29 protein-coding genes, 2 tRNA genes, 2 rRNA genes and 1 pseudogene are annotated in these 25,617 nt (G+C 39.8%); 5 read left to right on the plus strand and 29 right to left on the minus strand.

The annotated features are described in order from the left end of the window. Positions 1-40: 40 nt before the first annotated feature. Both groL and groES read right to left on the minus strand, forming a co-directional pair. Positions 41-1,678, minus strand: coding sequence for a chaperonin GroEL (groL, locus tag MUB24_RS10680; protein WP_244703855.1), 1,638 nt, complete (start codon positions 1,676-1,678; stop codon positions 41-43). A gap of 33 nt (positions 1,679-1,711) precedes the next feature. Beyond that, a complete protein-coding gene (gene groES / locus MUB24_RS10685) occupies positions 1,712-1,996 on the minus strand; it encodes a co-chaperone GroES (RefSeq protein ID WP_244703856.1) in 285 nt (94 codons plus the stop codon). Positions 1,997-2,518: 522 nt separating this feature from the next. Here groES and MUB24_RS10690 point away from each other — a divergent pair. Beyond that, positions 2,519-3,253: a CPBP family intramembrane glutamic endopeptidase gene (locus tag MUB24_RS10690; protein ID WP_244703857.1), complete on the plus strand. Its 735-nt coding sequence runs from the start codon at positions 2,519-2,521 to the stop codon at positions 3,251-3,253. Beyond that, positions 3,253-3,450 carry a DUF4305 domain-containing protein gene (locus tag MUB24_RS10695; RefSeq protein ID WP_244703858.1) on the plus strand — a complete coding sequence of 66 codons (198 nt, stop codon included), beginning with the start codon at positions 3,253-3,255 and terminating at the stop codon, positions 3,448-3,450. Before MUB24_RS10690 ends, MUB24_RS10695 begins: the two co-directional genes overlap by 1 nt. 26 nt (positions 3,451-3,476) lie before the next feature. Here MUB24_RS10695 and tatC read toward each other — a convergent pair whose 3' ends face one another. From tatC to moaC, 4 genes are read right to left on the minus strand one after another with little or no spacing between them, the layout of a single operon-like run. Next, the gene (tatC, locus tag MUB24_RS10700) at positions 3,477-4,229 is read right to left on the minus strand and encodes a twin-arginine translocase subunit TatC (RefSeq protein ID WP_244703859.1); all 753 of its coding nucleotides are present in this window, start codon (positions 4,227-4,229) and stop codon (positions 3,477-3,479) included. A 17-nt stretch (positions 4,230-4,246) separates the two neighbouring features. Further along, positions 4,247-4,423, minus strand: a complete 177-nt coding sequence (locus MUB24_RS10705; RefSeq protein WP_244703860.1) for a twin-arginine translocase TatA/TatE family subunit — start codon at positions 4,421-4,423, stop codon at positions 4,247-4,249. 49 nt (positions 4,424-4,472) lie between these two features. Continuing rightward, positions 4,473-5,153, minus strand: coding sequence for a redox-sensing transcriptional repressor Rex (locus tag MUB24_RS10710; RefSeq protein WP_244703861.1), 681 nt, complete (start codon positions 5,151-5,153; stop codon positions 4,473-4,475). A gap of 12 nt (positions 5,154-5,165) precedes the next feature. Beyond that, entirely contained in the window at positions 5,166-5,663 is a 498-nt protein-coding gene (moaC, locus tag MUB24_RS10715; protein ID WP_244703862.1) for a cyclic pyranopterin monophosphate synthase MoaC, read from the minus strand. A 124-nt stretch (positions 5,664-5,787) separates the two neighbouring features. On the opposite strand from moaC, the gene MUB24_RS10720 reads away from it, so the two are divergent. Further along, the gene (locus MUB24_RS10720; RefSeq protein ID WP_244703863.1) at positions 5,788-7,710 is read left to right on the plus strand and encodes an ABC-F family ATP-binding cassette domain-containing protein; all 1,923 of its coding nucleotides are present in this window, start codon (positions 5,788-5,790) and stop codon (positions 7,708-7,710) included. A 361-nt stretch (positions 7,711-8,071) separates the two neighbouring features. Here MUB24_RS10720 and MUB24_RS10725 read toward each other — a convergent pair whose 3' ends face one another. The 6 genes from MUB24_RS10725 to MUB24_RS10750 all read right to left on the minus strand — a co-directional run bounded on the left by MUB24_RS10725 (position 8,072) and on the right by MUB24_RS10750 (position 12,653). After that, positions 8,072-9,328, minus strand: a complete 1,257-nt coding sequence (locus tag MUB24_RS10725) for a glycosyltransferase family 2 protein (protein ID WP_244703864.1) — start codon at positions 9,326-9,328, stop codon at positions 8,072-8,074. Between the two features lie 21 nt (positions 9,329-9,349). Continuing rightward, the gene (locus MUB24_RS10730; protein ID WP_244703865.1) at positions 9,350-9,805 is read right to left on the minus strand and encodes a dTDP-4-dehydrorhamnose 3,5-epimerase family protein; all 456 of its coding nucleotides are present in this window, start codon (positions 9,803-9,805) and stop codon (positions 9,350-9,352) included. Continuing rightward, positions 9,798-10,652, minus strand: coding sequence for a dTDP-4-dehydrorhamnose reductase (gene rfbD, locus MUB24_RS10735; RefSeq protein ID WP_244703866.1), 855 nt, complete (start codon positions 10,650-10,652; stop codon positions 9,798-9,800). The genes MUB24_RS10730 and rfbD overlap by 8 nt, the downstream gene beginning before the upstream one ends. After that, positions 10,649-11,620, minus strand: coding sequence for a dTDP-glucose 4,6-dehydratase (rfbB, locus tag MUB24_RS10740; protein ID WP_244703867.1), 972 nt, complete (start codon positions 11,618-11,620; stop codon positions 10,649-10,651). The genes rfbD and rfbB overlap by 4 nt, the downstream gene beginning before the upstream one ends. Next, positions 11,617-12,354: a sugar phosphate nucleotidyltransferase gene (locus MUB24_RS10745; RefSeq protein ID WP_244703868.1), complete on the minus strand. Its 738-nt coding sequence runs from the start codon at positions 12,352-12,354 to the stop codon at positions 11,617-11,619. The genes rfbB and MUB24_RS10745 overlap by 4 nt, the downstream gene beginning before the upstream one ends. 83 nt (positions 12,355-12,437) lie before the next feature. Next, the gene (locus tag MUB24_RS10750; RefSeq protein ID WP_244703869.1) at positions 12,438-12,653 is read right to left on the minus strand and encodes a hypothetical protein; all 216 of its coding nucleotides are present in this window, start codon (positions 12,651-12,653) and stop codon (positions 12,438-12,440) included. Between the two features lie 287 nt (positions 12,654-12,940). On the opposite strand from MUB24_RS10750, the gene MUB24_RS10755 reads away from it, so the two are divergent. Both MUB24_RS10755 and MUB24_RS10760 read left to right on the plus strand, forming a co-directional pair. Next, positions 12,941-13,165, plus strand: coding sequence for a hypothetical protein (locus MUB24_RS10755; RefSeq protein ID WP_244703870.1), 225 nt, complete (start codon positions 12,941-12,943; stop codon positions 13,163-13,165). Further along, on the plus strand, positions 13,165-14,139 hold the full coding sequence (locus MUB24_RS10760) for a CgeB family protein (protein ID WP_244703871.1): 975 nt from the start codon (positions 13,165-13,167) through the stop codon (positions 14,137-14,139). Before MUB24_RS10755 ends, MUB24_RS10760 begins: the two co-directional genes overlap by 1 nt. Positions 14,140-14,245: 106 nt before the next feature. Here MUB24_RS10760 and pseI read toward each other — a convergent pair whose 3' ends face one another. The 17 genes and pseudogenes from pseI to MUB24_RS10845 form a co-directional block, all read right to left on the minus strand. Further along, complete coding sequence (gene pseI, locus MUB24_RS10765; RefSeq protein ID WP_396426736.1) at positions 14,246-15,286, minus strand: pseudaminic acid synthase; 1,041 nt, start codon at positions 15,284-15,286, stop codon at positions 14,246-14,248. After that, complete coding sequence (gene pseH / locus MUB24_RS10770) at positions 15,283-15,837, minus strand: UDP-4-amino-4,6-dideoxy-N-acetyl-beta-L-altrosamine N-acetyltransferase (protein ID WP_244703873.1); 555 nt, start codon at positions 15,835-15,837, stop codon at positions 15,283-15,285. Before pseH ends, pseI begins: the two co-directional genes overlap by 4 nt. Then, complete coding sequence (gene pseG / locus MUB24_RS10775; RefSeq protein ID WP_244703874.1) at positions 15,834-16,919, minus strand: UDP-2,4-diacetamido-2,4,6-trideoxy-beta-L-altropyranose hydrolase; 1,086 nt, start codon at positions 16,917-16,919, stop codon at positions 15,834-15,836. Before pseG ends, pseH begins: the two co-directional genes overlap by 4 nt. Before the next feature lie 9 nt (positions 16,920-16,928). Beyond that, the gene (locus MUB24_RS10780; protein ID WP_244703875.1) at positions 16,929-17,660 is read right to left on the minus strand and encodes a cytidylyltransferase domain-containing protein; all 732 of its coding nucleotides are present in this window, start codon (positions 17,658-17,660) and stop codon (positions 16,929-16,931) included. Further along, positions 17,657-18,856, minus strand: a complete 1,200-nt coding sequence (pseC, locus tag MUB24_RS10785; protein ID WP_244703876.1) for a UDP-4-amino-4,6-dideoxy-N-acetyl-beta-L-altrosamine transaminase — start codon at positions 18,854-18,856, stop codon at positions 17,657-17,659. The genes MUB24_RS10780 and pseC overlap by 4 nt, the downstream gene beginning before the upstream one ends. Further along, a complete protein-coding gene (locus MUB24_RS10790) occupies positions 18,853-19,818 on the minus strand; it encodes a dTDP-glucose 4,6-dehydratase (protein WP_244703878.1) in 966 nt (321 codons plus the stop codon). The genes pseC and MUB24_RS10790 overlap by 4 nt, the downstream gene beginning before the upstream one ends. A 14-nt stretch (positions 19,819-19,832) precedes the next feature. Further along, a complete protein-coding gene (locus MUB24_RS10795) occupies positions 19,833-20,831 on the minus strand; it encodes an SDR family NAD(P)-dependent oxidoreductase (protein ID WP_244703880.1) in 999 nt (332 codons plus the stop codon). Positions 20,832-20,902: 71 nt separating this feature from the next. Beyond that, positions 20,903-21,025 (minus strand): annotated as a pseudogene (locus MUB24_RS10800) (spore coat protein); the annotation flags it as partial. A gap of 1 nt (position 21,026) precedes the next feature. Then, a complete protein-coding gene (locus tag MUB24_RS10805; protein ID WP_244703882.1) occupies positions 21,027-21,794 on the minus strand; it encodes a glycosyltransferase family 2 protein in 768 nt (255 codons plus the stop codon). Between the two features lie 203 nt (positions 21,795-21,997). After that, positions 21,998-23,017, minus strand: coding sequence for a tRNA (adenosine(37)-N6)-threonylcarbamoyltransferase complex transferase subunit TsaD (tsaD, locus tag MUB24_RS10810; protein ID WP_244703884.1), 1,020 nt, complete (start codon positions 23,015-23,017; stop codon positions 21,998-22,000). Between the two features lies 1 nt (position 23,018). Further along, positions 23,019-23,483 (minus strand): ribosomal protein S18-alanine N-acetyltransferase, encoded by a 465-nt coding sequence (gene rimI, locus MUB24_RS10815; RefSeq protein WP_244703886.1) that lies wholly within the window; start codon positions 23,481-23,483, stop codon positions 23,019-23,021. Then, complete coding sequence (tsaB, locus tag MUB24_RS10820; protein ID WP_244703889.1) at positions 23,483-24,181, minus strand: tRNA (adenosine(37)-N6)-threonylcarbamoyltransferase complex dimerization subunit type 1 TsaB; 699 nt, start codon at positions 24,179-24,181, stop codon at positions 23,483-23,485. Before tsaB ends, rimI begins: the two co-directional genes overlap by 1 nt. Next, complete coding sequence (gene tsaE, locus MUB24_RS10825; protein WP_244703891.1) at positions 24,162-24,632, minus strand: tRNA (adenosine(37)-N6)-threonylcarbamoyltransferase complex ATPase subunit type 1 TsaE; 471 nt, start codon at positions 24,630-24,632, stop codon at positions 24,162-24,164. Before tsaE ends, tsaB begins: the two co-directional genes overlap by 20 nt. A gap of 126 nt (positions 24,633-24,758) precedes the next feature. Further along, positions 24,759-24,835 (minus strand) — tRNA-Asp (locus tag MUB24_RS10830). Positions 24,836-24,869: 34 nt separating this feature from the next. Continuing rightward, positions 24,870-24,943 (minus strand) — tRNA-Met (locus tag MUB24_RS10835). Positions 24,944-25,060: 117 nt separating this feature from the next. Next, a 5S ribosomal RNA gene (rrf, locus tag MUB24_RS10840) occupies positions 25,061-25,176 on the minus strand. A 153-nt stretch (positions 25,177-25,329) separates the two neighbouring features. Further along, positions 25,330-25,617: ribosomal RNA gene (locus MUB24_RS10845) — 23S ribosomal RNA — on the minus strand; the annotation flags it as partial.

Below are 25,617 nucleotides of genomic sequence, written 5' to 3' on the forward strand. Positions count from 1 at the left end.
ACCTTTAAAACCCTGATATATAAGAGTTTTCAAGGCTAAATTACATCATGCCGCCCATTCCACCCATGCCGCCGCCCATGTCAGGCATTGCTGCTCCACCGGCATTTTCTTCAGGCTTATCAGCAACAACGGCTTCTGTTGTTAGCAACATGGCAGCAACGGATGCTGCGTTTTGAAGGGCAGAACGAGTTACTTTTGTTGGGTCAACGATTCCTGCATCGATCATGTTTTCCCATGTGTTTGTAGCGGCGTTGAAGCCGATACCTGTTTCTTCTCTTTTTAGACGTTCTACGACAACGGAGCCTTCAAGGCCAGCGTTTTGGGCAATTTGACGAACAGGTTCTTCTAGGGAGCGGAGAACAATTCGGATACCTGTTGCTACATCGCCTTCCTCTTTAAGCTCTGCGACTTTCTTATAGACATTGATGAAAGCTGTACCACCACCGGATACGATGCCTTCTTCAACGGCAGCACGAGTCGCATTCAAGGCGTCTTCGATACGTAGTTTACGCTCTTTCAATTCTGTTTCAGTTGCAGCACCGACTTTGATCACGGCTACACCGCCAGCTAATTTCGCTAAGCGTTCTTGTAGTTTTTCTTTATCAAAGTCAGAAGTTGTTTCTTCGATTTGGGCACGGATTTGGTTCACACGTGCAGCAATTTCAGCGGAATCTCCATTTCCTTCCACAATGGTTGTGTTTTCTTTTGTGACGACTACTTTAGAAGCACGTCCAAGTGATTCAATGGAAGCCGATTTTAGATCAAGACCAAGGTCTTCTGTAATCACTTGACCACCTGTTAGGATGGAAATATCCTCCAGCATAGCTTTACGACGGTCACCAAAGCCAGGAGCTTTTACAGCCACAACATTGAAAGTTCCACGAAGTTTGTTTAAGACAAGAGTAGCTAGGGCTTCTCCTTCTACATCTTCCGCAATCATCAATAATGGTTTACCTTGTTGTACGACTTGTTCAAGGACTGGAAGGATTTCTTGGATGTTTGAGATCTTTTTATCTGTAATGAGAATATATGGATCATCCAAAACGGCTTCCATTTTATCGGAATCTGTTACCATGTATGGTGAAGCATAGCCACGATCGAATTCCATTCCTTCTACAACATCAAGCTCTGTTGCAAAGCCTTTGGATTCTTCAATAGTAATGACACCATCATTTCCAACGCGTTCCATTGATTCTGCAATGAGTTGCCCCACTTCTTCATCACCAGAAGAAACAGACGCAACTTGTGCAATCGATTCTTTATCTTCAATTTGTTTAGAAATAGCACGTAGTTCTTCAATAGCCGTCGCCACTGCTTTTTCTATTCCTTTTTTCACGCCAACAGGATTGGCACCTGCTGTCACATTTTTCAATCCTTCTCGAATCATAGATTGAGCTAGAACTGTAGCGGTCGTTGTACCATCACCAGCTACATCATTCGTTTTGCTTGCTACTTCTGAAACGAGCTTTGCCCCCATGTTTTCAAAAGCATCTTCTAATTCAATTTCTTTCGCAATCGTTACACCATCATTTGTAATAAGTGGAGAACCATATTTTTTCTCAAGAACAACATTACGTCCTTTTGGTCCTAATGTTACTTTTACAGCATCTGCTAATTGATCGACACCACGAAGCAGCGCGCGGCGTGCATCTTCTGAAAATCTTATATCTTTTGCCATAATCGAATGACCTCCTTGTAAAATGTAATATTTTTAACCAATTACTGCTAATATGTCAGATTCGCGTAAAATCAAGTATTCTGTTCCTTGGTATTTCACTTCTGTTCCAGCATATTTTGAGAAAATAATGCGGTCACCTTCAGAGACTTCAAGAGCGACTTGCTCACCGCTATCTAGTACTCGGCCTGATCCTACAGCAATTACTTTCCCTTCTTGTGGTTTTTCCTTTGCTGTTTCCGGAAGGACAATACCGCTTGCTGTTTTTTCTTCCGATTCTACCAGTTCAATAATAACGCGATCACCTAATGGTTTTAACAAGTGAAACAACCTCCTTAAATATATGTAGTAGATTTATTAGCACTCTAACGTGGTGAGTGCTAACTCAGTTATTATAATAATGAATTCGAATCTATTTTGCAAGTATAAAGTGATTTTTTCTAAAAAAAATCTTTTTCCGTTTTTCTACATTATATGCCAAAGTCTACCTGCATAAGATTACCCAATTTTGCCATACTTTATGACTAAAATAGGGAGAAAGTCTTTTAAATTGAATGCGGTATCGTTTATTAGTAAAATGAAATAGATGCTTTGAAGGTCATTCAAAAAGTCTAAAAAAATAGCTGTCGAATTTCTTCAGCATTTCCTGCTTGTTTCTTGGATATGATTAAGGATGGAGCTTTCTTTACATCGTCCACATTTTAGACAACGACTAGGACTAGTAGGGTGTATATCTTAGAAATTTTTGAAATGTACTGTAATGATTATTCTGACATAGAATCAACCGATGATCTTCTATCCGTTGCCTTCTATTTTGGATCATGATAAGAAGGGACTTTTCGTATGAACAAAAAATACTTATATATTGTGATTACTTTCTTGGCCATGCATTTATCTGCCTTCATTGGCGTGCCACTCTTATTATTTTTGGGGGTCCTCGTCTTTGACATCCCACAGAATACCATGGTTATTTGGTCAACAAGTATTTGGACTGTACTAAGCTTTATACTAGGGTTGATCGTTGTGCTACTTATTTTAAGAAAAGCAGAGCCCTATACAAAAGTGGAAAAACAAACTCCACTCCCCTTGAACCTATCGATTCTCTGGGCAATAGGTGGAATTTTCATTGCTTTAGTTGCTCAAATGGCTGCAGCAGGAATTGAATATTTAATCGGAATTGAACCTGGATCAGAGAATACCAAGCAAATTATCGATTTGATTGAGAAAATGCCGATTGTGATCCTAGCTAGTTCCATTATCGGACCGATACTGGAAGAAATTGTCTTTAGAAAAGTCATTTTTGGGGTTTTATATAATCGGTTTTCTTTCTGGGTTTCCGCCCTTCTTAGTTCACTTGCTTTTTCAATTGCCCATATGGAACCGACACATCTCATTTTATACGCGGCTATGGGCTTTACCTTTTCCTTTTTATATGTCAAAACGAAAAGAATCATTGTGCCGATTCTTTCTCACATGATGATGAATACGTTTGTGACGATTAATGCGTTTTTTCTGGATCCAGAAGATTTAAATAAAGTTCCCGAACAAGTGCAAGGGTTGATTGGGGGAATCTTTTGATGAGGTCGCCGTTTTTTTCAGGTGTGATCTATATCGTTTTAGGGATCACCTTTACGATTTTTGCGATTCAACAAGTGATCATTGATGACTGGGGCTTTCTTGTTTATGCCTTACTCATTTTCGCTACCTTTGATATTGGCGCAGGCTTCCGTTTAATCGGACTGCATTTTCGTTTAAAACACAATAAAAAAAAATAAGCAGGGTACCTAAAAGGCTACCCTGTTTATTTTTGCTCCAGTTCCGCTTCCTTCTGCGCTTTCTGTGCCTTTCTATATCCAATCTTAGAAATCCAAACACTAATTTCATAAAGGATCAGCAAGGGAACAGTGACCATCATATGAGAGATCACGTCTGGTGGTGTAATAAATGCTGCAATCACCAGCAAAACAAAATATGCGTATTTGCGAATTTTTGACAAGTATTGCGGGGTAATGATCCCCAGCCTTGTTAAAAATAAAAGCACGACCGGCAATTGAAAGAGCAAGCCAAACGGGATCGTAATTTGAAATAAAAATTGAAAATATTCATTGATGCCAATCGTCGTTTGAATCCCCATATTTCCGGATAACTCGAACATAAATTTAATCACAAACGGAAATAAAATAAAATACGAAAAGGAAATTCCGGCTAAAAATAACAAAACCGAAACCGGAATATAACTAAGGGTGACTTTCCTCTCCTTCGCCAATAGACCTGGACTAATAAAAGCCCAAAGCTGATATAAAATAACAGGCGAAGTCAGAATAATTCCAATCAGAAAAGTCATTTGCATATATACCTTGAATGGATCTGTTGGTTTAAAAGCATTCATCGTTAAGTCCTGCACAGCGCTAGCATTCTGCAAAAAGCGAATGATTGGCTGCGAGAGAAAAAAACCGATTAACGTTGCCAACACGAAGAAAACGACTATAATGACCAGCCGTTTTCTCAATTCTTCTATATGTTCTAGAATGCTCATATTATCATTCTGACTCATCACAATTTTTCATCCCATCAACGGTCGGCGTCTTTCTTGTCCTTGTCTTCATCATCAGCTAAACCTTTTGTAGCATTTTTGAATTCTCGTAACGTATTGCCTGCAGCTTTCCCAAGCTCAGGTAGTTTTTTCGGGCCAAATATTAAGACTGCAACAAGTGCGATGATGAGTAAACTTCCTCCTCCTACACCCATTTGCGCCCACCTCCTTTAATAGTATTCATTTTAACCGATTTCTCGTCAATTATCTATCCTTCGACTCGACTTCTTGTGAATTTTCCGTGTCAGGATTCGGATAATTTTTCAAAAAGTAAATAAGTGACTGTAATTCTACAGCGAGATCAATATGATGAACACGGATAGATGGAGGAACAGAAAGTCTTGCAGGTGTAAAATTTAATATCCCTCTAACACTTGTCTTTTCCAGCCTATCTGTCACTTGTTGGGCCACCTGAGCCGGTACCGTCAAAATGATGGCGCTGACAGATTCCTTATTTAAACAATCCTCAAGCTCGGCCAAATCATATACTGGCACATCACTGACCGTTGTCCCGATTTTTTTCGGATCAACTTCAAAAGCCATCGCTATTTTTGTATTATTGTTTTTAAGGAAGTTATAATTTAGAAAAGCTGTACCAAGATTCCCCACTCCGACTAACGCAACCTTGGTTAATTCATCCTGATCTAAAGTTTTCGCAAAAAAGTTTAATAAATAGTTGACATTATATCCGTAACCCTTTTTTCCAAGTGCTCCGAAATAAGAGAAGTCTCTACGAATCGTCGCAGAATCCACTTTAACAGCTTCACTTAGCTGGGCTGAGGAGACGCGTTGTTTTCCAGATGCGTGTAAATTTTTAATAAAACGATAATAAAGGGGCAAACGCTTCGCTGTTGCCTGCGGAATTTTCATGGATTCCTCGTTCATTTTTTGACCTCCTTAACGATATTCGTTTGATCTTCTATAATCATGACCTGAAGTTCCCCCTGTTTTTTCAATCAGGAAGGTTTTCCCGATAATCAAGCCTTTATCAACCGCTTTGCACATATCGTAAACGGTAAGAGCTGCAACGGAAGCTGCTGTCAGTGCTTCCATTTCGCCCCCTGTATCTCCCTTTGTTTTCACTGTAGATTGAATCGTTAGGATCCATTTATCTCCCGCTTGTGACCAATGAAAAGAAAGATCGATCCCTTTTAAAGGAATTGGATGACACATTGGAATAATGTCCCATGTCTTTTTAGCCGCCATAATTCCTGCTACTTGTGCGACTGCAAGCACATCCCCTTTTTTCATTTGATTGTTGGTGATTTGTTCATGAAGTTGTTGACTCACTTCAATACTTGAATGGGCAATTGCCGTACGTATGGTTGCAGGTTTTTCACTAACATCCACCATTTTCGCTCTGCCTTCTTCATTCAAATGTGTTAATTTTTTCACGTATCACACCTCTTTTCTATCATACACTATTTTTCCTGAACTGTCTTTTTCAACATTCGCCTCTTCAGCAAAGATTGCTCCTATCGAGCGAATTATTGTAAACTGTAGGTAGGAGTGAAGTATGATGATGTTATTACAATTACAACAAATTACAAAATATTTTGGTGCAGAATGCATATTAGCAAATATAAAATTAGAAGTAAAAACACGAGATCGCATTGCACTTGTTGGCCGCAATGGAGCTGGGAAATCGACTCTTTTAAAAATTATTGCCTCTCAACTTTCCTATGATTCAGGACAGATTGTACGGCCAAAAGGGGTTACCATTGGCTATTTAGCACAAAATACAGGTCTAGAATCTAATCGAGTCATCTGGGAAGAAATGCTAACTGTCTTTGATCATGTTCGAAAGATGGAAAAGGACATTCGGCAGCTTGAAGTAAAAATGGCGGATCCTGCTCATTACGAGAACGAATCACTTTTTCATGAATATGATACACTTCAGGAAAAATTTAAGGCAGTTGGTGGTTATCAATATGAATCTGATATCCGCTCCGTTCTTCACGGCATGCGCTATTATGAGCAGGATTATCAAACGAAAATTTCCAATTTAAGTGGTGGGCAAAAAACGCGATTAGCTTTGGCTAAGCTTTTGCTTACAAAACCAGATATTTTGATTTTAGATGAGCCGACCAACCATCTTGATATTGAAACATTATCTTGGTTGGAACAATATTTACAAGGTTATGAAGGGGCGATTTTAATTGTCTCCCATGACCGCTATTTTCTTGATAAGGTAGTCAATCAAGTTTATGAGCTATCCAGACATGAAATGACAAAGTATCATGGCAATTACAGTCATTATCTAAAGGAAAAAGCGGAGGCTTATGAACGTGATTTAAAACGTTATGAAAAACAACAGGATGAAATCGGGAAAATGCAGGATTTTATTCAACGTAATTTAGCGCGTGCTTCCACAACGAAAAGGGCGCAAAGTCGGCGAAAACAATTAGAAAAAATGCAGGTGATGGATCGCCCGACAGGTGGTGAACAATCGGCCACTTTCTCCTTTGAGATCGAGAGACAAAGTGGAAATGATGTCATTCAAGTAAAGGAGGCTGTGATTGGTTACAACGGACAAGCTCTTGCAAAAAACATCCATTTCAACATCATGCGTCATGATAGTATCGCCTTAGTCGGACCGAATGGAATTGGAAAATCAACCTTATTAAAAAGTCTAATTCGAAAGCTCCCCCTTCTATCAGGCAAAATCGAATATGGAGCAAATGTCGCAATGGGTTATTATGACCAAGAACAGGCAGAATTATCATCGAATAAAACGGTTTTGCAGGAACTATGGGATCATTATCCCTTAAAAGAGGAGAAAGAAATCCGTACAGTACTTGGGAACTTTTTATTTAGTGGGGATGATGTCCAAAAAATTGTTTCTACATTAAGTGGTGGAGAGAAAGCTCGGCTTGCCCTCGCGATCCTCATGCTAGAAAAAGCCAATGTCTTAATCCTCGATGAACCGACCAATCATCTTGATTTAGATAGCAAGGAAGTATTGGAAAATGCGCTTGTGGATTATCCGGGAACTTTGCTATTTGTCTCCCATGATCGTTATTTTATCAACAGGATCGCGACAAAGGTGATCGAGTTATCCACAGAAGGAACAATCGAGTATTTAGGAGATTATGATTATTATGTGGGTAAAAAGCAAGAAATGAAAGAATTGGCGGAGCTGGAGGAAAATCAGCAGAAAAATATGACCGCAACCCCTAATCAATCGAAAAAACGCTCCTTTCAGGAAGAAAAGGAATTGAAAAAGCTTGAGCGGCAAAGAAAAAGAAGAGTAGAGGAAATCGAGCAACAGCTACAGGAAAAAGAAGAAAGAGTGGCGGAGCTTGAAGAACAATTATGTATGCCGGAAGTGTTTGAAGACTATGAACAGGTGCTTTCCATCAACAATGAAATCGAGACTTTGAAAGAAGAGATTGACGAGTTGTTAGAAGAGTGGACAGAACTCGCAGAACTGATTCAATAGCATCCTTGTAGGGGTGCTATTTCTTTGTTGTGAATCATTGCACACTTTTATGAGCCTTTAAAGTTATTCTATGGGCGAGCGAAATTGAAATTTTAACTCATCGGGATATACACATACTTATACACATAATTAACATAGTTATACAGGCTCTCTTATAAGTTTTACACATTATCCACAATTATCGGTCTACTTATCCACAAAATGTGCATATCCTTGTTTTATAAGACAATTTTTACCTTCCAATAAAATTACTCACAATTTTATCCACAGCCTTTCTCAAAGAATTGTATTCAAATCAGAACAATTCTATCTTTTAGGAAATCGCCTTCAGGGAAAAAGGTGAATATTTGCGAATACCCCTTTACAAATATTCACCTACTATTGGTGCACCCTTTTCACATTGATTGATTATATTTCTAGGGATCGGAATAGGATCAAGATCAATCTTCAATCTTTCCAGCACTTTTTTATCAATAGGATGCAGGGAATGATTCGCCATCAACCAATAGTGGATGTGATTTTTATATACCCTGTTTTCTAGTAAAGGAACCGAAAAATGAGCATCAATATCAGGACCAGATGGGATATTGTTTAAAAGCTTCGAATCCACTTTAATCACTTCCTTGCGATGAAAGTGAAATTTCTTCCATACGAGGGAGCTGATAATCTTTCTCCTTTGTTTCTGTTCCAAATAAAAGACATCTCCCTCTTCATCTTGATAGAGCCGATAGGGGGGAAGGTGAGATGTATGAGCAATCGGTATACCTTCCTCCAGTCGATAAAGCAATGGATCTGGAACATCGACAATCTTTTTCAGATCATATTTAAAAAATGAAAACATCGCTGGGATCAGATGTCGCCTTTTTCCTTCGTCAATGAGATAGATTTCCTCCCCCGTTCCCTTTACCAACATGCCATCCGGAATCGTGGCAGGGAGATAACGAAATAAAGATTGGACGGAGTACGGCGTTTTATACGTTATATCCAATACTTTTGTCAGTGGATAAAAGGGTTGAAAAGCATTCAGGCGTTGCCAGAATACGGCATCCCCCCGGCACCAGTGAAGTGGATCGTCATCCCAATATCCGCCGAATTTCTCCCAAACCTGATCAAGTATTTTTCGTGTATGCATGACAGAACAATGATCGACTCGATCCGCTGCATCTGATTGTATGTCTACTGCCTCTCTTGTGAATTGCCTTAGACAAGTCATTTGCTCATTTACTACTTGGATTTGTTGGGAAGAATAAACAATATCAATCGCAGAATTCTCCTCTAGGAAAGCAACCATTTCGCTTAAACGGGTTGGCATATAAACCGTATCATCCGTTAAATAGGTGAGATAGTTTCCTTTTGTAAGGGGGATGGCTTCATTGATCAGGGAGGCATATCTTGTCGTTTGATAACGTTCCTTCTGTTCAACCAAACTATTGCGATACATAATTCGCGGATCATCTACGTATTGCTGAATGGTTTGAACCGTTTCTTCATTGGAATGATCGTCCATAATCCATAATTCCCACTCATACATCGTTTGTTGCTGTACACTCTCAATCGCTTTTGCGAGAAGCTGTGGCTTATTATAGCTCGTGAGGATGATCGATACTTTTGGCTCCATCCATCACACTCCCCTTTTAAATTAACGATTTTTTGTTTCCCAATCAAAGCCAATCTGAGGATCATTCCAAGGAATTCTTTTTTCATCTGGCTGCTGGCGATTATAGGATTCCGTAGTAAAATAAATAATCGTAGCAGGCTCATTCCCTAAAACTCGATACCCATGCGCAACACCCTTTGGAATGAGCAAAAGGATCGGATTTTCCACCCCCATATAAAACACATTCGTTTGCCCTTTTGTAGGAGATTCCCCGCGCAGATCATGCAATACAACTTGTGCATGACCAGCAGGAAAAAACCAAAGATCATCTTGCTTTTCATGATAATGGAACGCTTTGATCACCCCTGGATAACTCATTGACCATGATGCTTGACCAAATCGCTCTAATAGCTGCTCGTCATCTCGCACTAATTCAGCAAAAAAGCCACGGTCATCACAATGCTTCACAATTTTCTTAACGCTCACACCATCAATCATATTCATACTCCTCCTTTTCAAGAAATTTTTGTAAGGCCGCTTGCCAATGTCTCATTTGAATGCCTTCTTTTTCAATTGATGCTGTGCTTAATACAGAAAAAGCCGGCCTTTGCGCGACCACTCCATAATCTTTCGTCGATATTGGCTTGACAAGTGCAGGATTATATCCTGCCATAGACAGAATCGATTGGGCGAAGGTAAACCAACTGCATGATCCAGTATTGGATATATGGTAAAGGCCAAATTTTTTTCCAATTAGCTGTTTAATGGCAATCGCAAGGTCTTTCGTATACGTTGGGGATCCCATTTGATCATTCACAACAAAAAATTCTCTGTCTTTTTTGGCTAAATGAAGCATCGTTTTTACAAAGTTTTCCCCATTCTGTCCATATAGCCATGCTGTCCGCACAATATAGCATTCTTTTAACACCAATTGAACAAGCCGCTCCCCAAGTAATTTACTTTTTCCATAAATGGATAAAGGATCTGGTGCATCATTCACTGTATATGGCTCTTTTTTCTTGCCATTAAAAATAAAATCTGTGCTTATATAGACCATAGCAGCACCCACTTCTTTCGCTGCTTTCGCCACATAATAGGCTCCAAAACTATTCACTTCAAAAGCTTTTTTTCGATTGGATTCACAATCATCGACAGCGGTATAGGCAGCCGCATGAATGACTAAGTTTGGTTTTACACTCCGCACCGCTTCATTCACTTTATTCTCATCCGTAATATCGAGCTCCGCTTTACTAAATGGGATTAGTTCAAAACGTGTATCCGCACCTAATATCTTGATTAAATCATTTCCTAATTGTCCTTTCGCACCTGTGATAAGGATTTTCATTTATGATCCCTCTTGTTTTCCTTGACCTTTTCTTGATACCATTCAATCGTTCGCTTAAGCCCCTCGGCAAAATCGACACGAGGTTGCCAATGCAGTTCCCTTTTAATTTTTTCATAATTGATGGAATATCTGCGGTCATGACCTAATCGATCTTCTGTATGCTTAATCCGCTTTCGATTGGCTCCAAGATAGTCGACGATCTGTTGTACAACCTCTAGGTTGGTTTGCTCCTGCCCTCCACCAATATTGTAGACCGAGCCTATCTTTCCATTTTCAAGTACAGCATGAATAGCGCGACAATGGTCCTCCACAAATAACCAATCGCGAATTTGCCCCCCATCTCCGTATATCGGGATGTCTTTACCGGTCAAAGCCGATGTAATCACTTTAGGGATAAATTTCTCTACATGCTGGAAGGGGCCATAATTATTACTACAGCGTGTGATGATGACAGGCAGCTTGAAGGTGTTATAATAAGCTTGCGCAAGTAAATCTGCCCCAGCTTTACTTGCGGAGTACGGATTATTAGGTGAGAGTGGGGTTTTTTCGGTAAAGGGGGCTTCCTTTTCCTTTAAACTTCCATACACTTCATCTGTTGAAATTTGAATCATTTTTTTAGCTTTGCCATCCCGCACTGCATTCAGAAGGTTTAACGTTCCCATAATATTTGTTTCGATAAAAGGAGCCGCATATTGAATACTGCGATCAACATGAGATTCGGCCGCAAAATGAATAATCGCCTCATATTTCTTATAAAAAATGCTCTTTAATTGTTCTTGATCGGTAATATCCCCATGAATAAAACGGTAACGGTCTGTATTGTGAAAGGCATCTTTCATAAATGGATGACTGGCATAGGTAAGTGCGTCGATATTGGTAACGGAATAATCTGTGTGATTGATTAAATAGTAGATAAAATTCGCTCCAATAAATCCAGCTCCCCCGGTTACTAATAGCTCTTTTTTCATCTCGCACCCTCCCTCCTCAATTGTTCATGAATCAGTTGATTCGCTAAGAAAAGGGATTCATGTGTACCTGCATCCACCCACCAACCTGGCAGGCGATCATAGTGTAAACTCGATTTTTGAATATACATATTATTTACGTCTGTGATCTCTAATTCTCCTCGATCTGATGGCGAAAGGTTTTGTATATATTCGAACACCTCAGGACCATACATATAAATGCCAGTCACGATATAATTAGAAATAAATGCTTTTGGTTTTTCAATAATAGAGGTAATGCATTGGTCACGCTCATTTAATTTGGCGACTCCAAATCGATGCGGGTCTTTCACTTCCTTAATCAGTACTCTTGCTCCTTTTTCCTGTTGCTGGAAAGATTGGATAAAGGGAAGCAAGGAAGCTTGAAAGATATTATCTCCCAATAGAAGAATGAACTTTTGTCCATCTATGAACTCCCGCGCATGGGCAAGACCATCAGAGATTCCCGAAGCTGTTGGTTGAATCGCATAATGCAAGGAAACCCCTAATTCCGCACCATCATCAAGCAATTTTTGAAAAGAATCGATATATTCCTCATGGGTGATCAGAAGAATGTCTTGGATGCCTGCTTCTTCTAGTTTCATAACAGACCAGTAAATCATAGGGTAAGGACCTACGGGCAAAAGATGCTTGTTCGTTATTTTCGTCATGGGCTGTAAGCGAGAACCAGTTCCACCAGCTAAAATAACTCCTTTCATGAAGACACATCCTTTCTTTTTTGTGTTGGCAAACTCCAAAAGCTGGAGTTTGCCCCGTTTTTTCCTCCCAAATGCATGAAGTGCTAAAAGGTTCCAACACTTAAGAGCTTGCTAATTGGAACATACATTGTGCCATCTGTAGTAGGATCCTTTAATACAACATAATCTGTTCCTACATGCTTAATGACCAAATTGCGTAATATTTCTCCCCCAACTAGCCGAATGACTGGGACAGGTTGTCCTGATTCTTCAATGTTTATTAATTGTTGTTGAAAGAACTTTTTATTTTTACTATCCATACAGCTACCTCCCTCCTATACCGCTCTTTATTAATTTATTAATGTACGAGAAAATAGTGTAGACAACCGTTTACTCTCTCTAAAAATGAGAAATTCACTCAGGTGGATTCATGAGGGGACATGCAAATAAAGATAGTAAAATTGTGGATTTTCTCCTCTAATAGGAAGTTGTCTTAACCACCAAGTAATTTTGACATATTGTATCATGTAATAGTTTTTCAGAGCCTCTGCGATAGCTAAGTCTATCAACATGAGCCTGTAAAAAATAAGAAAATGGGGTGAAAAAATTGAACTTTGCAGACTATATTTTCCGGCGCTTAATGGAAGGAACTGTCGTGACAGTGACAATGGATTCTGGGAATGTTATTGGACCAGTGGTTTTTATTCACTATAATCCTGTTACAGGTATTGTTGTTTTTGAAGAACAAGGAACAATATCCCCTCCAACTACTTCTATCATCAATGTCGATGTTCGTAAGATCGAATCTGTTACCTATGAACAGTCAGAGTAATGAAGATTTTATATATTTCTTCCGGATATCCAATGATTTATCATTATCTAGATAGAAATATTGAAAGAGCGCTCCATTATGCATCTCAAAAATGTATTCTCTTTCAACCGCACGAATCAATTGATCAGCTAGAGTCCATTTTAAATGAAGAAGAAGCGCCACAGTTTTCTCTCACTCTCCTTGGGGATCATTTGTCGAAACAGGCTCGTAATCTATTAAGTGATTATCATATGAAGCAAGCTGTTTGGTTGACAGAGGATCCCTTTTATATCGATCAAACTATTCAAAGGATTTTTGACGATGATTACGTGTTCACGATTGACTCAGGAGCGCAAAAAGAATATCTTTCAGCAGGTTTTTCACATGTTTATCATCTACCTTTAGGGACAGATCCTACGACATTTGCAAGAATGCAGGTAGATAACCGATATCAGAGTGATGTTTTACTGGTTGGCTATCCCTATCCTTCACGAGTTCAATTAGTTGAATTCCTCTTACGCAATGGTTCGTTTCCCATCACTGTTATCGGAAAACAATGGTATAATCGGCTAGCAAAAAAATACCGCAAACATGTGAATATAACCCTTTATGACCAATGGTTGGAACCGGAGGAGATCGCGAAATTTTATAATGGGGCAAAAATTGTTCTCAATCCTCACCGGCACTCTGGCTTCTCTTTCCAGCAAAACAGAAGAAATATTAGGAATGAAACGATTAATAATCGTACATTTGATATCGCAGCATGCGGGGCCTTTCAATTAATAGAAGAGTTACCTGATTTAAGGTTGTTTTTTTCAGAAGACGAAATGATATCCTATCAAGATCATCGAGATTGTTTAGAAAAAATCTATTTTTATTTAACGAGAGAACAAATTCGTCGACGGGTCGGAGTTCAAGTGCAAAAAAAGGTATACAATAAGCATACCTTTCAGCATAGAATTGAAACGATTATGGATATCATGGTGAATGAGTAAATGTTGAGCTGCCATTACTTTTTTTGTGAGGAAAAGAAACTGGATGAAAATCGGTAAAATGAGTCTATCCGAGCGTAAAAGGCTGCCCCGAGATCGGGGCAGCCTTTTACGATAGCAAATCCCAATGAACAGGTGTCCCTGCTGGGGCATCTCTTGCAATCTTCTTTCCTAAAAGAATATCGATATATTTAGGAGATACCCCCCTTCCTGGTCGAATCGCTCTTATATTTTCCTTCGTGAAGGTATCTCCTGCTTTCATGTCTTTCGTGATATAAAGAGATCTCCGAAATTGGAGTGATTTTTTCTCGTCCTCTGTTGGACCATAATGTACTCTTCCAATGGATTGCCATGCTCTCTCCGTTTCTATGACCAATGACTTAAATTCTTCCGGCTCCAATGAAAAGGCAGCATCGACTCCACCTTCTGCTCTTGAAAGAGTCAAATGTTTCTCAATTACAGTCGCTCCCATCACCACACTTGCGACTGCAACTCCGTTTCCTAAGGTATGGTCAGATAAGCCGACTTCACAATCAAATAGCTCCCTCATATGAGGAATGGTAATAATATTGGAATTAGTCGGTTCCGCCGGATAGGTGCTTGTGCATTTTAACAGGATTAATTCCTTACACCCCGCTGCTCTTGCCGTTTGTACCGTTTCATCTAATTCCGTAAGCGAAGCCAACCCAGTCGATATGATTAATGGTTTGCCTGTGGAAGCGACCTTCCGAATGAGGGGGAGATCATTATTTTCAAAAGAGGCGATTTTATAACAAGGAACCTGTAAGCTTTCCAAAAAATCAACCGCTGTTTCATCAAAGGGCGTACTAAATGGGACCATCCCTAATTCTTTACATCTGTCGAAGATCGGTTTATGCCACTCCCATGGTGTATGGGCCTCTCCATATAATTCATATAAGGTTTTCCCCGCCCACATATTATCAGGGTCATGGACAAAAAAATCCCCTGAATTCAAATCCAATGTCATGGTGTCAGGTGTATAGGTCTGAATTTTAAGACCATGAGCCCCTGCTTTTGCGGCTGCTTCCACAATCGCAAGCGCTCGTTCCAATGATTGATTATGATTTCCGGACATCTCCGCGATGATAAAAGGGGGATGCCCCTTTTTAGTGAACACAATTTCCTTCATATCATCCATCCTTCTATTTGTTTTAAAACGTCTTCGCGTTGTCGCTCCCAATCCTTCGAAAAAAGAGCTAACAGGAAGACATCAACAAAACGGTTTCCCTTTGGAACATGTTCTTTTAAAATCCCTTCTACATGAAAACCAAGTTTTTGATGGTAATGGATACTTTTTGGATTGATCGCCATCACTTCTGCACATAATTTTCGAATGGCTAACGTTTCAAAGATATACTCGATCGCTAAATATCCCATGATTTTACCCATACCCCTTGGTGCATCTGGCTCTCCAATATAGAATCCCCATTTAGCCGTATGATTCTTTTCGTTTATATCTATTTGAACCAGACCTAAAGGCTGCCCATCAAAATAAAAAATGTTTACTATTCTTGAAGAATTTGCCTGAATGTTGTCAAACCACTTCTGATGCTCTTCCATTTCTATCTTTTCATCATGGTACATCACTTCTCGAATAAAGCGTTGATTCCGCCAAGATAAGACTAGCTCCAAATGAGAGTGATCCATTTCTTTTAGGTAGGAACGTGCTAATAAGGTCATTTCAACACCTCCGTAATCGCTGTGACAACAGGATAGGAACGGAGCCGCTCTTTATCAATACATCGGAGAGAACGTTTGGACATTTCACGGATAAGGTGTGGGTTTCGCTGTAGATTTTCTAATGTCTTTTTCAAAGTGATTTCTAATGTACTAGAATTACTTCCTAAACTGATCGTCATCCCTCCTTTTTCAATGTTCTTCGTTAATTCCACCTGATTATCTGCTGTCACAACTGTTAAAGCGGGTAACCCCAAATAAAGACGTTCCCATGTTGTCGTTCCGCCTGCCCCAATCGCAAGATCGGCTTGATCCATTAATTTAGCCATATAGTCAATTTGACAATAATAAAAATAGCCTTCTCGGTTACGGCATCTTCTTGCTATTTGTTCTTTGTCTGGATGGGATGAACCAACTACGACATGGATGTTAGCATCAAGGAAGGATAGTTCCTGGAGAATTTCTACAGTTTTTAATGTTAAATGTTTCGGATCAGACCCACCAAAAAATACAAGCAGGTCTTTGATCTCACCCTCTCTTACACGAATTTTATCAGCCATTTGTAAAAATTCCTCTCTCAGTAAGAGATAGTCTGTGCCTAATAATAAATGACAACTTTCTGGAACTAATCCTTGATATCGAAAAGGATTCGCTTGAATATTTTGGTCGAGTAAGAGATCGCAATCATGTTTTCGATCCGCTAGATCATCGATTACCATGAGCCGATTCCCTTTCTTTCTCATCCTCTTTTCCCATTTATCGTCTAACCCATAATGATCCACCACAAGTAGATCAATCGTTTGGTCTTGTAATATGGACAAGGATTCATAAGCATCCTTTTGCCAATTTTCTCTATACCATTCATACTCATTTTCATGTTCTAAAAAGGCTATCGGGCCAAGTTTCAAAACTCGAATTTGTTGTTGTTGAATATATTGGATGAAATGCCCTTGAAGCTCTCGACAAATAAACGTTACCTGGGCATCTTGTATCGTTAAGCCTAATTGTTTGGCTAATGTTAAACAGCGCATCACATGGCCAGTTCCAATTTGTTCAGACGCATCTACCCGAAAAATAATATTCATTGAGGCCACCTACTCCTTTTTTTGTTCTACATGTTGATTGATTTCTCGCCATTCAGAATGCAAATCGAGGGTTGAAAGGATGTCTGCGGTTGTAAAATTTGGTTGAGAAGGATATAGCGATTCAATGATCTTTTTAATCAGCAAAAAATCGTCCCATGTATCCACTGTCCAGCGATGGGCACTTTCATCGATTGGATTTTCTACATTATATAGGCTAAATTGCTCGGGATGTTGATACATATAAGAAGTGACATGCTCACGGTGACCTTTTAATTTTGCTTGTTCATGACATTTTTGAAGGGCTTGATAGGAAAACACTTCCGTATCCATTCCTCTAGGAAACGTTCTTTTAATCGTATTGGAAACATAATCATATTGATTTTGATGCACGAGATAGGCATGAATCACTTTATCGATGATCTCAGGATCAATAACTGGACAATCAGAAGTTAGACGAATAATCACATCTGCCTGAAAGTGGGAAGCTGCCGCAAAATATCGAGCTAGAACATCCTTTTCAGAACCTCTAAACACGGGAACACCCATTTTCCCACATAATTTTACAATGGCGCTATCTTGTGCATTGGTTGTAGTGGCAATGACAACCCCATCCAGTTTCTTTGCCTTTGCCACCCTCTCTAGTTGATATTCTAATAAAGGTTTATTTAGAACTTCTTTGAGCACCTTTCCTGGAAGCCGTGTCGATCCCATTCTCGCTTGAATAATCGCGATCTTTTTCATTTTATGCCCTTGTTGGTTGAATATTTTTGGATGACCTTTTTTACTGCTGTGATCACATCTTGAACATCTTCATCTGTCATGGAAGGGTGCAATGGCAGTGTAATCATTTCTTCATATACTTTTTCTGCTACTGGGCAAAGCCCTTGCTGATAACCTAATTGTTGATAGTAGGGGAATAGATAGACAGGGATATAATGGACATTGACACCTATATTTTGCTTGGTCAATTCTGTGTATATAGTCTTACGATCGACAAATAATTTCTTGCTTTTGAATCGAAGAATAAACAAATGCCAACTGGATTGTCCATCGTTCCCTTGAAGGGGCAGAATCACTTCATCCATGTCCTTAAACGCCTTTTGGTACATGATGGCTATTTCTCGTCTCCTAAAAATGAACCGATCCAATTTGTTCAGTTGACTGTTCCCTAGAGCTGCCTGGATATCTGTCATCCGATAGTTAAAGCCAAGATGTTGCATTTCGTAATACCATGGCCCATGATCATTCATCAGTTTTTCTCTGTCTCGTGTAATACCATGGGAGCGAAACTGTACTAATTTCTCATAATACTCCTTATGATTTGTCGTTATCATACCGCCCTCCCCTGTTGTGATCTGTTTAACAGGATGGAAACTAAACATCGTCATATCACTAATGGAACCAACTTTTTTCCCTTTATAGGTACTTCCTAACGCATGGGCCGCATCTTCAATCACAACTAAATCATGTTCTTTCGCAATCTCGATTATCTTGTCTAGGCAAACAGGCTGACCGGTAAAATCTACCGGTATCATCGCCTTTGTCTTACTTGTTATTTTTTTCCTTACTTCCTCTGGGTCTAAATTGTATGTCTGTTCATCGATGTCGGCAAAAACAGGGTTCCCACCTTGATAGAGGACACAGTTTGCACTTGCCGCAAATGTTAACGGGGTCGTAATCACTTCATCATCCTGCTGAATGCCGGCTGCAAAGCAAGCCGCATGCAAAGCTGCTGTGCCATTTGAAAAAGCAACGGCATATTTTGCACCAACATATTCCGCGATCCTTTTTTCAAACCGATGAATTTCTGGCCCCGTAGTTAGATAATCACTTTTCAAAACATTGATCACCGCTTGAATATCCTCTTGATCAATAAATTGCCTTCCATATGGCAAAAAGGAATCTCGTACTGGTTCAATATCAGATGATTCCTTCATGAGCCTGATGCCTCCTTTTTTCCTGTAGAAGCCTTAATCCATTGTTCAGTGCGTTTAATCCCTTTTTCCAGTGAAACTTTTGGCTCCCAGTTTAAAAGCCTTCTTGCCTTTTCATAGTTACATAGTAGTTTAGGAATCTCGCTTTGTGGGTGAATATGTTCCACATGTCGGATTCGAGATGCATCCTTGGCGATTAATGAAGCTAAATCATGAATCGCAATATCACGCCCTGTTCCAGCATTTATAATTTGACCGTTCGCTTGATCCGAATAACCTGCTGTTACAACAAAGTCCGCACAATCCTCCACATACAATAAATCCCTTGTTTGTGTCCCATCTCCGTATATGTTTAAGCTTTTACCAGCCAACTGATGATGAATAAAGATCGCCACCACTCCACCCTCTCCACCTGTTTTTTGAAAAGGACCATAAGTATTAAAGGGGCGAACAACGACAACAGGTAATCCGTAGGCATGATAATAGGATAACACCATATTTTCAGCAGCAATTTTTGCACCTGCATAAGGGGATGCTGGTTTAATCGGATCTAATTCACTAATTCCCTTTTCACTTTGGGCTTGGTCATATACCATGCATGTGCTCATAAAGACAAGCTTTGTGTTGTACTTTTTACATAACTCCAATACGTGGAAAGTTCCAATGGTATCATTTTCAAATGTGGTGGAAGGATCATCAATACTATCCTGAACATTGATACTCGCAGCTAAGTGATAGCAAATATCGAATTCGCCTTTTTTAAATAAATCTTCTATGACCCCCTTATCTTTAATATCGCCCTTTGTGAATCCCTGGAAATGGTCATAGTAGATAAACTCCTCTATATTTGTTGTACTTGAGTTCGCTAAATTATCGACCACCCATACGTGATGCTGGTCTTCTAATAATCTTTTCGTCACCCACCTCCCAATAAACCCAGCTCCACCTGTTACTAAAATCTTCATCATTTTGTCTCCTTTCATATTAATTTTTCAAGTAATTCTCGAAGCTCCTTTTTACGAATGGGCTCTTGATTTCCTGATTGATACGTTCCAGGTTTTGCTTTTTTTCCATTTTTATATTGTGATGATTGCTGGAATGGGGATGGAATGATGAACATATTCGGAAGGTCAATAGCATGAAGGGATTCATCGTAAGTCATAAGTTCTTCATATTTCTTTTCACCCGGTCGTAATCCAATTTCTTTGATCATGATGTTGTCAGGAGGAATATGATACTTTTTAGAAACTGCTTCTTTTAAAACCTGCACAAGATCACCTAAAGAGACGACAGGCATTTTAAGAATAAAAGTTTCGCCGCCTTTCGCTAATTTCATCGCTTCGATGGTTAAACTTGTCGCTTGATCTAATGTCATCATAAAGCGACTCATGCTTTTATCGGTAACAGTCATTTCCCTATTCTCAAGAATTTGCTTTTTAAACAGAGGAATAACAGAACCCCTCGACCCCATTACATTGCCGAATCGGACACTAGCAAAGACTGTTTTTCCAGACCCTTTCGAATACTCAGCCGAAGTGATCAGCTTTTCAGCTGTTAGCTTGGTTGCTCCATAATTATTGGTGGGTGAAATCGCCTTATCTGTACTTGTAAAAATGACTTTTTTTACCTTTTGGGCAATCGCTGCTTTGATCACATTATAGGTTCCAATAATATTCGTTAAAACCGCCTCAAATGGGTTATATTCACAAAAAGAAACATGCTTCATCGCGGCCGTATGAAAGACATAATCGATATCCTCCATCGCAGTATGGACGCGATCATAATTTCTGACATCCCCAATCAAAAAGCGGAGCCGAGCATCCTGAGCGAACTGATTTTGCATAAGAAATTGCTTTTGTTCGTCCCTACTAAAAATCCGAATCACTTTTGGTTCCTCCTGTAGGACCTTTTCCAGCAAGCCCTTGCCAATCGTTCCTGTACCACCGATGATTAATATTCTCTTTCCGTTAAAAAACATAGATAAGGTAACACCTCCTTCCATTGACTGGTTTATCCGACATACTTTTTTATCATGTCTTGAAGAAATAATTGGTCTAAATAGGAGTAAAAATGACTTAAAAGTGGCAACGGAATATTTCTATACGTTAAGCTTGAAAAATCCTCAATAAATTCTAGATTTAGTAACCAATTTTTCAAATACACATCCACCAAATCACATCCTTCTTCTGCGTAAATCCTCTCGAAGTTCCTTACAATTGCGTTGCTCAGGGAGCAATCTGGCAAACTCATTATCTTTTTCTGTAAAAAGCTGATAGTGAATGGAACTTGACGTGATATAGTTTTCATCCAATACTTGATGAATCGGATAAAAAGGCCAAAAGTGATTGAGCCTCCAAAAAAAGCGAGCATCGCCAATTCGATAAAATTGCGGATCCTCATCCCAATAAGAGCCCCATTGTCTTTTGATGATTGGAAGGATAGACGCTCTGTGCATAATTGCACAATGATCCAGTGTACAAGGCGCATTCCATGTAATTGATTTAGCGGGCCGCACAATTTCCTTTGTTGTTTCCCCGTTTTTATCAAGATAAATCGTTTTTGAACCTGAATAAACAATTTGAACATGGGGGTTTTGATCCAAATAACGGACCATTTCTTGTAGTCGATTTGGTTTATAGAGATTATCATCTGTTGCATACGTAATATATTTTCCCTTTGATTTTTCCAAAGCTTGATTGATTAAGACAGCATAACGGGTTTTCTCCACCCGCTCTTGAGTACTTTGGATGTCACTACGAAAAAAATGAATTCTCTTATCCTGCAAAAAAGGGGTAATCATTTTCTGGGTCGTATCGTCAGAATTATCATCCATTAAGAGCAACTCAAAATCTTTCTCGGTTTGATTCAGGACCGCAGAAATTGCTTTTTGAACGTAATCTGGTTTATTGTAACTTGTCATAATAACCGATACCTTTGGCAATACAATACCTTCCTTTCACTCTTTCATGTCTATATGTATACTACGTTGCAAAATCATATCAGTAAGTGCGGTTATACTGGTTTGCATAAATTGGTTATACAGAACTAATCAATTAGGTTGGTAGTCAAACCACTCATGTGCAATTTTCCTAACCCAATATATTTTCTTATCTTTAAAAAAAGACTCATCCTCACAGATGAGCCTCAAAAACTTTCTATATCCAATCCCGGGTAAGCATTCAGATCCATTTTCCCACGTTTTCCTTGTTCAAATAACACGGTTCCCGCCGCCGCAATCATCGCTGCGTTGTCTGTACAGAGTTTTAAAGGCGGAATAACTAGTTCCACCTCAGGTAATATACAGAAAGCCTCCTGTAATGCCGTCCGTAAGCCGTGATTGGCTGCAACGCCCCCAGCTAACAGCACCTGATGAACTTGAAACTCCTTCGCCGCACGCAAGGTTTTTTGTGTAAGGACCTCTACGACACTCGCTTGAAAACTAGCTGCCAGGTCTTCCCTAGCAATCGTCTCTCCTCTTTGCTCCGCATTATGGAGCGTGTTAATCACAGCCGATTTTAAACCACTGAAACTAAAATCATAGGATCCTTCTTCCAACCAAGCTCTTGGCAAATCAATGACTGGATTTCCTTCCTGAGCAAGACGATCAATATGCGGTCCACCCGGATAAGGTAGTTTTAATGTTCTTGCTACTTTATCATAAGCTTCCCCTGCTGCATCATCCAATGTCTCTCCTATTACTTGAAAAGAGCCATGCTTTTCCATATAGACCAACTCGGTATGTCCTCCAGACACGACAAGAGCAAGTAATGGAAATTTTAATTCAGCGATCAGCCGATTGGCATAAATATGCCCAGCAATATGATGGACAGGAATAAGCGGGATATTATGGGCAAAAGCTAAAGCTTTCGCTGCATTGACCCCAACAAGCAGGGCACCTACTAAGCCGGGACCTTCTGTAACAGCAATTCCGTCAAGCTCTGTTAATGGAACCCCAGCTTCTCTCAAAGCTTCCTCGATCACTATTGTGATTTGCTCCACATGATGTCTTGAAGCAAGCTCTGGCACGACACCGCCAAATCGTTTATGGCTCTCAATTTGCGAGGCCACGACATTCGAAAGAATTTCTTTTCCATTTTTTATGACCGCTGCAGCCGTCTCATCACAGCTTGTTTCAATACCTAAGATCAATAAATTTTTATCCATTTTATAAATTCACCCACATCACTAATGCATCTTCTTGATTATCTGTATAATAACTTTTTCTGATACCGCCTTCTTGAAAGCCTAACTTTTTATAAAGTGATCTAGCCCGAATATTGCTCACTCTTACTTCAAGAGTCATCTTTTCGGCTCCCGCTTCCTTAGCATATGACATCATTTTTTTCATCAATGTTTCTCCTAATTTTTTACCACGATATTCGGGAAGTAAGGCGATATTCGTAATATGAGCTTCGTCAACCACAATCCAAACACCACAATATCCAACCACTACTCCTTTATACTCCATTAACAAATACAGCGCAAAACGATTGGTCAATATATCTTGGTAAAAGGCTTCCGCTGGCCAAGGCACTGTAAAAGCCGCCTTCTCAATCTCAACAATTTGGTCAATATCGGCTACTGTTGCCACTCGATAAGTGATTATCTCGGTGTCTTTACATCGCTCCATCAGTTTCTACGCTCCTGTTTCTCTAACCATTTCGCTTCCGCTTCCACGAGTCGTGCATAATTCGGGGCAAAGGAATGGACATGAACTTCATCCAAAGATAACCCTAACTTTCCTAATTCCCCCGGACGAGGATTTTTTTCCGTCATTCCGGCAAAATGGGTTTGATCGTGCAAGGTCTTTGTTAAAATATCTTGGTGAATAGGCGTATCATTTCCAATAAATAAAATCGGTTTCTTTATCGTTTGTAACTGTTCGGCCCATTCTTGAGACAAAATATTTTGGTCCTTTATGACCGTAACCAGACCTCCATCTTGATATTGGTATAATCCTGTATAAATTAACCCACGTCTAGCATCGAACAGTGGAGAGAGATAGCCATCAAAATAACGTCCCGATGCTGCGAGAACAGCTAGGCTGGAAACACCCACTAAAGGAATATTCAATGCCCATGCCATCGTTTTGGCAATCGTCACACCGATCCGTACTCCTGTATACGAACCAGGACCTTGCGCAACAATCAATTTATCTAAATCCGTTGCCTGCGTTTCACAATCAGCAAGCAATTTTTCAATTGCCGGCATCACCCGAACACTATGGTTTTTTTTCATATTTGTTATATATTCACCAATAACGGTATCTTCATTTAACAGTGCTACTCCTAACACCTCATTGGATGTATCAATGGCTAAAATTCTCATTCCATAACTCCTCACATAACACTTCATACCTTTTTCCCTTAGGTTGGAGCACCAATTTTCTACTGGTATCCCCGTCATAATATAAATATACCGTAAGATTTTCTGAAGGCAACTGCCCTTCTATCAAATGGGCCCATTCAACTACGGAAACACCGTGGTTGTAAAAATATTCTTCCAGTCCTAAATCTTCGAGTGAATCCTTTACTCGATAAACATCCATATGATAGAGGGGTAATCTCCCTTGATACTCTTTTATAATCGTAAAGGTAGGACTATTCACAGTTCGCTGTATATCCAATCCGGCAGCCAACCCTTTTGTAAAAGTTGTCTTTCCTGCTCCAAGATCCCCCTCAAGCAATATCACATCATTTGGGGCTAGAAGCTTCCCAAGCTTTTCTGCTATCCAATAGGTATCCTCTGGCCGATTAGACCTCATTTCATAATTCGCCATTCGTCAATTCCCCTTTTGAATCATTCCCTTACCAGTTTACCCGAAAAAAAAGGAATGAGCAAAAAGCTTTGTTGCCAATTCATTTTTTAAATACAAAAAAACGAACACCACTGTTCGTTTCAAAAATGGCGGTCCGGACGGGACTCGAACCCGCGACCTCCTGCGTGACAGGCAGGCATTCTAACCAGCTGAACTACCGGACCTAACGATCTTCTTTTAATTATGTATTAAGAAAGATTGCGGGGGTAGGATTTGAACCTACGACCTTCGGGTTATGAGCCCGACGAGCTACCAGACTGCTCCACCCCGCGACGATAAAAAATAAAGGCTTTTATCAGCGACAACTAACATACTACATGATTGATTTTAATAAATCAAGTTTTATTTCAGATAAAAAGCACGATACATGAGAACGTGCTTTTCATTTAGCCTGGCAACGTCCTACTCTTACAAGGGGAAGCCCCTTATTACCATCGGCGCTGAAGAGCTTAACTGCCGTGTTCGGGATGGGAACGGGTGTGACCTCTTCGCTATTGTCACCAGACGATTGATTTGCACTGGATGTAGATTCTTTAGAGAACTTTGTTCTCTCAAAACCAGATAAAGGAGAAGACAAACACAAGAAGGTTTGAATATAATCCAGCTCCAGCGCCTATCGACTAGCAAACATCGATGGACAGGCGCTTCCGCTTTTTAATTGATTAAGTCCTTGACCGATTAGTATCCGTCAGCTACATGTGTCACCACACTTCCACCTCGGACCTATCAACCTGATCATCTTTCAGGGGTCTTAAGGCTTTAAAAGCCTAGGGAAATCTCATCTTGAGGGGGGCTTCATGCTTAGATGCTTTCAGCACTTATCCCTTCCGCACATAGCTACCCAGCTATGCCTCTGGCGAGACAACTGGTACACCAGCGGTGCGTCCATCCCGGTCCTCTCGTACTAAGGACAGCTCCTCTCAAATTTCCTGCGCCCGCGACGGAT

Source organism: Lederbergia sp. NSJ-179 (genome assembly GCF_022867885.1).
Classification (GTDB): Bacteria; Bacillota; Bacilli; order Bacillales; family Bacillaceae_C; genus Lederbergia.